This window comes from Sporomusa acidovorans (genome assembly GCF_900101845.1).
Taxonomy (GTDB): Bacteria; Bacillota; Negativicutes; order Sporomusales; family Sporomusaceae; genus Sporomusa; species Sporomusa acidovorans.
Genome location: NZ_FNAM01000011.1, coordinates 86701 through 94145 on the forward strand (window position 1 = coordinate 86701; position 7445 = coordinate 94145).

A 7445-nucleotide genomic window follows, 5' to 3' on the forward strand; every position below is an offset into this window, starting at 1 on the left:
ACACTATACAGGGCTTACGCTGACGACTGCCCAATCATAGTCACCGTTTCGTTCCAATAATACATTATATAATTGTCCGGTATCCTGTTTACGGACTTCGACGAGAGCTCTTCGGCTATTAATCGTAAGCAGAGAGAACGAGTCACGGTCAGAATCAAATCCATAATTTGCGGCAACTTCTTTTACATAATTGACGGGGCTGTCGGCATAATAGGCATAGTCGCTGGGGTAGCGATGACTATCATAATTGCCGTTCCGATAATAAATCTTTCCATCCTGATACCATGCTTGATTCTCATCAGGACTTGGCCAGCTATATTTATGCTCATGCCAGCCTCGCCCCGGCGGGCGCTGATCTTTAGCAGCTTGCGCCTGGACAGTTTTTACGGGTGGTGGCGCTGCCGCCTCGGCAGCAAATGTCTTGGCAACCGGAATACCTGACAAGACAGCACCTGTCATAATAGCGGTACCCATTAAAGCAGCGGCACGGCGTTTGAATTTGAGCCTCAATTGCCTACGTTTAGCTGAATTTTTTGCCATTGTTATTCCCTCCTTTACGGCTACTTAAGTCTAGTGTTTCGGAATTTATTGACCATAATTCGAGGTAAAAATATCAACAGCAAAACACGCAATTTATCCTTTTTTCCACAGAGCTGAGCTATCTATGTTGGTTCTATTGTGCATTATCCTGCTCAGTCAAAATGAACGGACCGTTAGCAGTAACAACCACCGTGTGTTCATACTGAGCGGAACGCTTACCGTCAATCGTTCGCGCTGTCCAGCCATTTGCATCTATTTTGCATTTCCACGAGCCTACATTCACCATAGGTTCGACAGTTATTACCATACCTTCTCTTAATTTAAGCCCCGTCCCGGGTTTACCATAATGAAGAACTGCCGGCTCTTCATGGATAGACCTGCCTATCCCATGCCCTGTAAAATCTCTGACAACCGAAAATCCCTCATTTTCAACATAGGTTTGTATCGCATGGCCGATGTCCCCTAAACGGGTTCCGGCCTTTACCTGTTCAATACCTCTATATAAAGACTCCTTCGTAACTTCCAGCAGCCGTTGGGATTCTTTGGTAACAGAGCCGACTGCGTATGACCAAGCGGAATCAGCAAGGCCGCCCTGAAAATTTACAACCATATCAACTGTCACGATATCCCCATCCTTAAGAGATTTACTACTAGGAAATCCGTGACAAATCTCATCGTTAACCGAAGCACAGATCGCATAAGGGTAACCTTGATATCCTTTTTGCTCAGGTGTAGCTCCCCATTTAGCCAAATATTCTTCCACAAATTTATCAATTTGCGCAGTGCTAATTCCCGGCTTAATCATCCTTTCAATTTTCTTGTGGCAAGAAGCCAGTATCTTGCCTGCTTCATGCATTCTTTCAATTTCTTTTTTACTCTTACATATAATCATGTTCGTAGTCTCCTAACTGCTTTGATAGCCCCAGTAGAAAGCATTGTATTTGAAACTTATTTTTATAAATTAAATCAGGTGATAACCTTCTCCCTCACCTTGTCTTGTTTAAAATAATACTCCTATTTAATGCATTCCGTATAAGCATCAAAAGTCCTGCCATATCTTGATAAATGTAGCATACTTCACATATATTATGCTAATATAAGACCTTCTCCCTGGCCCGCAACGCACTCTACGGTTCGTTTATTGATCCTATCTACAATATATTCTAAACTTAATTGCGGAGGTGACGCTAATGGATTGCGATAAAATCGGCAGGTTAATATACAATCTGCGCAAAGAAAAAGCTATGACGCAAAAACAATTAGCTGATTTAATGAACATCAGTGACAAAGCAGTCAGTAAATGGGAGCGTGGCCTTGGATGTCCGGATGTGTCATTACTCCCGGAACTATCACAAATACTTGGAGTCAATATCGAAGAAATCCTATCAGGTAAAATGGAACTCAATGAAACTATTGGAGGAAATATGAAAAAACTCAAATTTTATGTCTGCCCGCAGTGCAATAACCTCATGACAGCAACCGGCGATGCCAATATTTCCTGCTGCGGAAAACGCTTGGAAGCGCTGCCGGCGGCCAAGACGGACGAAAGCCATTCACTAACTATTGAACCCGTAGAAGATGAACTGTATGTTTCGACAGCCCACGCAATGAAAAAAGAACATTATATCTCATTTGTTGCTTATGTTACAGGAGATAGAGCTTATATTGTAAAGCAATATCCTGAATGGAATATGCAATTCCGCTTTCATAAGCTGGGACACGGCAAGCTATATTTTCATTGTACAAATCATGGGTTATTTTATCAACTGATCTAAAAAATAAAAAAGCCTATGGAAATATTATTAAAATATCTCCCAGGCTTTTATCCTTCCGTGTACACAGTGGACTGCACTGTGTGTCTTCTCTCGGACCTGCCAGTTCTAAACTGCGGAACCCTAGAAAACAAACTCTATTTTCTATTGATTTATAAGTTTCACTTATAACCATACTTTAGCACAATACTCAAACAATCCGGCCCAGCATGTCCTCAGGTCGACCGCAACAGCGAACAGTTGCGCATAAGCTAATATTTTATCACCTCATGTTTTTTCACTGTACACGAGGCGATAGTTCTCGTCAATATATTAAAACACTCAGCAGGGTCTTGGGCGGTGGCAGTTCCTTTATTGAGTAAATGAGTGATAGCGCTTTTTCCATTTCCTTTAATACCTTGCTATGCTTTCTAGTTGTAGGAAAAGCGAAGAACGCCAACAGCCATTTACTCATTTGAGTAAGTAGCCGTCACCTTATTCCTACCTGTTCTTTTGCTTACATACAACAATTCATCTGCTCTCTTAACCAATGTTTCATCCGTATCTTTTAGTTCGGCTAGCGTAGCCCCTACCGAAACAGTAACTCTAATTTCTTCAAGTCCCATGCGAAATACCGATTGTTCAGTCAGCACTCGAACTCGCTCTGCAACTTTGACAAGTTCTTCTTGTAAATGTGTATTTACTATTGCCAAAAATTCCTCTCCGCCCCAACGAAAAACACTGCCCATATTGCCGATGCTGTTTTGAACTGTTTTGGCCACCATTTTAATAATCTTATCGCCGATGTCATGACCATATTGGTCATTGACCCGTTTAAAATGATCAATATCTACAAATAGCACACCGAAGAATGGCCTACCCACTTTATTCATCTCATTCATTTTTGCTGATAACTCAATTTCAACATAGCGCTTGTTTCCCAATCCCGTCAAAGGATCCATCAAAGAAAGTTCCTTAAATTGAGCTAACTGTTCCAGTAAATGTCCCTTGCTAGAATTATCACTGAATACCTCCACCGCTCCCACTATCTCATTCTCTTCATTGCGAATTGGCGAAATTCGAACTAAAATAGGGATGCGATGTCCATTCTTATGCTGAAGATACAATTCCTCTTCCCTTAAGCAACCATCTTGTAGCGTCTTAGCTAACGGACACAATTCTCCACGACAAAGTAAAACTCCCTCACTATTAACATGATTAAGTCGATTGTTATAACAATAGCATCCTACAATGTCATTACTAGAATATCCGGTTAAATTTGCGGCGCTTGCATTCCAATAAATTATTTTTCTATCCTTATCGACAAAATACACTCCATCATAAAGATAATCTAACATTGCCTTATAAAAAGAAAGTTCCATTTTGTTCGCCTCTTTATTTAATCTATTATATATTATGTTAATATTCGTTATATGCTTCCAGTTGGGCGTCTATTTTTAAATCTTTTTTCACCAGGCATTTTACACTTTGATGTACTATGTTGCCACAATGCTGTTTTGTTACACAAATGACTATAAGAAAACAGGCAGGCCCTGTTCCAAAAGAACAGGGCCTGCCTGTTTTAGACGAAACATAGAAAATCGTTTTAACATGATCCCCCTATTTTTTCACCCAACTACCCTTCCCATATAATACATTCTGAATAATTCTTTCCGGTGATTTGTTTTTTAATTCGGCAATTTCTTTGGCCACTTTCATCTAACTGTAACTGCAACATAATTCATAATTATATGTTTGCGGTTGGTGAAAGTATTTCCAAATAAAATAGCCTGCAATCACCAATAAAATAACGCCAAGCAGTATAATTACCTAGCGTTTGGGTAAACTAACCATATAATAATCTCCTCTCCCATTGAACGCCGTCTACCAGCGGCGTTATTTTTTTATATCCACCCAGCCAGCCGGTAAACGACACAGCAGCCAGGGCGATAACAACTAAGCTGAGCCATACTTTCCATTTTGGAAGCTAAAATAGCTTCCTCGTTTGCCAATTCCACTAGTACATTTCCTCCGTCCCCTTATCTTCTGCTAAAGCCGCCAATTATCCTCGTAGATATTTTGATAGTAGAAAATGGCCTAATCCCGGGAATACGGCTGACCACCAGGCGATAATCCAAGGATTCCTAAGATGCATTTGAGTTATACCGAGTATGCTGACATAGGCCACATTTCTTCGACTAGTAAATGCTTGATTTCCTTGTTGCTCCATATATAAGTCGCTCCATACAATTAAAGAGTTGCCATTATTTCACTCAGTAGCATTTACCATTTTCGGAGATACTAACCGGGAGCTATAAGAAAATAAAAAAACACCCAGCAACACAGTCACTGGGCACTTGAATAAAAAACACACGTTTACCTGTTTATAGTTTTTATTATATCCCTCTACTTTTTGAATTACTTTAGAGGTAAAAAACGGCCCATTAGGCGAACTCGGTAAAAGAAGGCCATCCCTCAGTTAATGCCTTAGAAATGAGATTGAATTATCACTATTAAGCCAAAACAACATTAATTTTAGCTATCAGAACACCTTTTTCAAAATTAAACAGTAAAAGACTTAGCCTGCACCGTTTTGCAGATAAGAGCATGCTTTCCTCCGAATCAAATTACTGCCTTCACCTTTCTCTGTTCCAGGCAAAAACCATAAATCCCAACACTCACAAGTAGTAGCCGGACCATAATCATCAAGATCAGCCGCTTCCGCATGTGTCATAACATGATCTATGTCAATGGTTAAATCTAATGCTTCACAAAGTACAGCCACAATCTGTGCTATTGCTTCAATTTGTTCCTTGGTTGGCGGCTCTGGCCCAAAATCGCTAATATCTGCATTATAGCAGCATGCTAATGCAATACCAATTGCACCAAAATTTCGGCGCCATGTATGAGTTTTTAATTCAGACAAATCATCACTGCTGACATAAACACTGCCATCTTGGTCAACGTTGATATGATAGTTATAAAAAAACTGACCATAATGACCGGCAGACCAATGCAGGTACAGGGTAATATCTCTGTTTACCAAGTGCGCCTTCATGCGTAAATCATCCTTGCTATATATTGCAAGTTGCTTTAATTGTTCCAAGGTAACTTTTTTCATATAAACGCCTCCTTGTTTATGTTATTGTCGTAGAAGTGATTTTGTGAATTAGTTTTTGACCCTTGAGGCGACAATAGTTTAACGCCAAGCAGTATAACTACCTGGCGTTTGGTTACACTAACCATATAATTCTTCCTCTCCCTTTAAACGCCGCCTGCCAGCGGCGTTATTTTTTATAGTATTCACCCCAAATAAAAAAGAGCCTAAAAGGCTCAATCTTTATATCCGGCTCGTTTATCAGCGATCGTCGCTACATTGCATAACGACAAACCAATAATTCCGGTTAATACACTAAGTACCATGACCAATATTATTATCCAACCTGTTACAGTCATAATGACCTCCAATTAATAGTTTATAGTTACTATTTTATTGGGAATTTTTTAGAATTACTTTTTATTTATTTCTCTACACCGAAGTAAAAAATTGAGCCTCCTGACTCTTACTCTGCTACCAGCTTCTCTGCTACCGCTGCCCGAAGATACAGGAGGAACGCTTGTATCTTGCGCCCTTCCCGCCACAGACATTCTCCTGTTTCCTCGGTATAAACCATCTGGGTGCCCTGGCCGCTAGCTTTTAATTTTTGCTATTTATAACGTTCTACGTACACTTCTAATTTTTCAGCGCTACTACTAACATTTTCCAAATTAGCAAAAATTTCCTGTGTCGTTGCAGCTTGCTCCTCACTAATAGCCCCAGTATCCTCAATCAATTTCTTAATATCATTAATAGCTGCATTCATTTCCTGTAAAGTAGACTGTATGTTTTTCACGGCGTCTTGTGATTGATCGGCTAATTTTCTAACCTCCTCAGCCACAACCGCAAAACCTCTGCCTTGCTCTCCTGCACGCGCCGCTTCAATTGCCGCATTTAGCCCTAACAAGTTTGTTTGTGCTGCAATGTTTTTGATAAACTCCAATATTTCAGCCGTATGCTGATTTTTCTCCACCAGAACCTGCGCCGCCTGAACTGCTTGCTGCCCCTTCTCAGCCAACTCACTGGCACTTTTCGCGACCTGTTCTACACTGTCTGATGCCTGCTTCGTTGAACTTGCCAAATTTTCGACATTACTAATTAGTTCAAGATTATCTTTAGTATCAATACCGGAGCTTAAGGTACCAATAATTTCTTTATTTATTCCATAAACGGGTGTAAAGATTGTTTTTATAGGTCTGCCATAAATTTCAGCGGGAATATCTGCATAGGTATCCTTGCCAGTGCTGATTGCTTCTTCCACTGTTTGTATCCCTATAATAGGCTTACCTTCTCGCAAATCCAGTTCAAATCCTTTAGCTCTGCAATAACCTAAATATTTTTTTAAATCTGTTAGTCCGACTGCCATATCCTCTCGCACAATATGGTTAAAATATGGTAGAACTAATTTAAAAGCGGCTAAAATATCCTCATTTGTTTGTGTATAACTATCATTTTCCATGTGTTAGAACCTCCCAAGATGCATCCACTTCTCTTGTTTGCTGTTTGTAAGCAGCGGAATCATTGCAATAAAGATACTCATAATTTTTCCATTCTAATCCCCCCTCTATATTTATTATCTTCATTAATTCCAGTTTTCCCTTCCTTTTACGACAAAAAACGTCACAGGCTTTTAAAATTCCCTTATAATGGAAAAAACCGTCCACCAGGTGAACCCGGGCAGACGGCAAAAGTTTCAATTCCTTATAGGTAGGCTAAAAACGCTGGAGGAGATCGACAACCAGGTGCTGCTGGTCTTGTTTCAATTCCTTATAGGTAGGCTAAAAACGCGGGATATCTTGGCTTTGTTTTTACGCAGAAATGAGGTTTCAATTCCTTATAGGTAGGCTAAAAACCATCGGACGGTTGGGGAGCTGGCAGTAGCCACTGTCGTTTCAATTCCTTATAGGTAGGCTAAAAACTTGAGGCGCATTTGTAAACTTTCATCGGTGTCGGTCTCGTTTCAATTCCTTATAGGTAGGCTAAAAACAGTAACATACCTTAATTCTGGCCCAAATAATATAGATAGTTTCAATTCCTTATAGGTAGGCTAAAAACGT

7 protein-coding genes, 1 CRISPR repeat array and 1 riboswitch are annotated in these 7445 nt (G+C 40.1%); of the genes, 1 reads left to right on the forward strand and 6 read right to left on the reverse strand.

Features of this window, described 5'->3' with window-relative positions:
• Nucleotides 1-3 precede the first annotated feature (3 nt).
• Complete coding sequence (locus BLR65_RS09890; protein WP_093794029.1) at nucleotides 4-540, reverse strand: hypothetical protein; 537 nt, start codon at nucleotides 538-540, stop codon at nucleotides 4-6.
• Nucleotides 541-673: 133 nt separating this feature from the next.
• Nucleotides 674-1432 carry a type I methionyl aminopeptidase gene (map, locus tag BLR65_RS09895; protein ID WP_093794030.1) on the reverse strand — a complete coding sequence of 253 codons (759 nt, stop codon included), beginning with the start codon at nucleotides 1430-1432 and terminating at the stop codon, nucleotides 674-676.
• Nucleotides 1433-1730: 298 nt separating this feature from the next.
• On the opposite strand from map, the gene BLR65_RS09900 reads away from it, so the two are divergent.
• Entirely contained in the window at nucleotides 1731-2315 is a 585-nt protein-coding gene (locus BLR65_RS09900) for a helix-turn-helix domain-containing protein (RefSeq protein ID WP_093794031.1), read from the forward strand.
• A 34-nt stretch (nucleotides 2316-2349) separates the two neighbouring features.
• A riboswitch (guanidine-I (ykkC/yxkD leader) is annotated at nucleotides 2350-2450 on the reverse strand.
• Between the two features lie 308 nt (nucleotides 2451-2758).
• Here BLR65_RS09900 and BLR65_RS09905 read toward each other — a convergent pair.
• From BLR65_RS09905 to BLR65_RS09915, 4 genes are all read right to left on the reverse strand, one after another.
• Nucleotides 2759-3673 (reverse strand): sensor domain-containing diguanylate cyclase, encoded by a 915-nt coding sequence (locus tag BLR65_RS09905; protein WP_093794032.1) that lies wholly within the window; start codon nucleotides 3671-3673, stop codon nucleotides 2759-2761.
• A 1196-nt stretch (nucleotides 3674-4869) separates the two neighbouring features.
• Nucleotides 4870-5412, reverse strand: coding sequence for a peptidoglycan recognition protein family protein (locus tag BLR65_RS09910; protein WP_093794033.1), 543 nt, complete (start codon nucleotides 5410-5412; stop codon nucleotides 4870-4872).
• A gap of 212 nt (nucleotides 5413-5624) precedes the next feature.
• Nucleotides 5625-5747 carry a hypothetical protein gene (locus BLR65_RS31365; protein WP_281241512.1) on the reverse strand — a complete coding sequence of 41 codons (123 nt, stop codon included), beginning with the start codon at nucleotides 5745-5747 and terminating at the stop codon, nucleotides 5625-5627.
• A gap of 251 nt (nucleotides 5748-5998) precedes the next feature.
• Nucleotides 5999-6847: a methyl-accepting chemotaxis protein gene (locus BLR65_RS09915; protein WP_093794034.1), complete on the reverse strand. Its 849-nt coding sequence runs from the start codon at nucleotides 6845-6847 to the stop codon at nucleotides 5999-6001.
• Nucleotides 6848-7078: 231 nt separating this feature from the next.
• A CRISPR array of direct repeats spans nucleotides 7079-7443; the repeat unit is 30 nt; unit sequence GTTTCAATTCCTTATAGGTAGGCTAAAAAC.
• The last annotated feature ends 2 nt before the right edge of the window (nucleotides 7444-7445 follow it).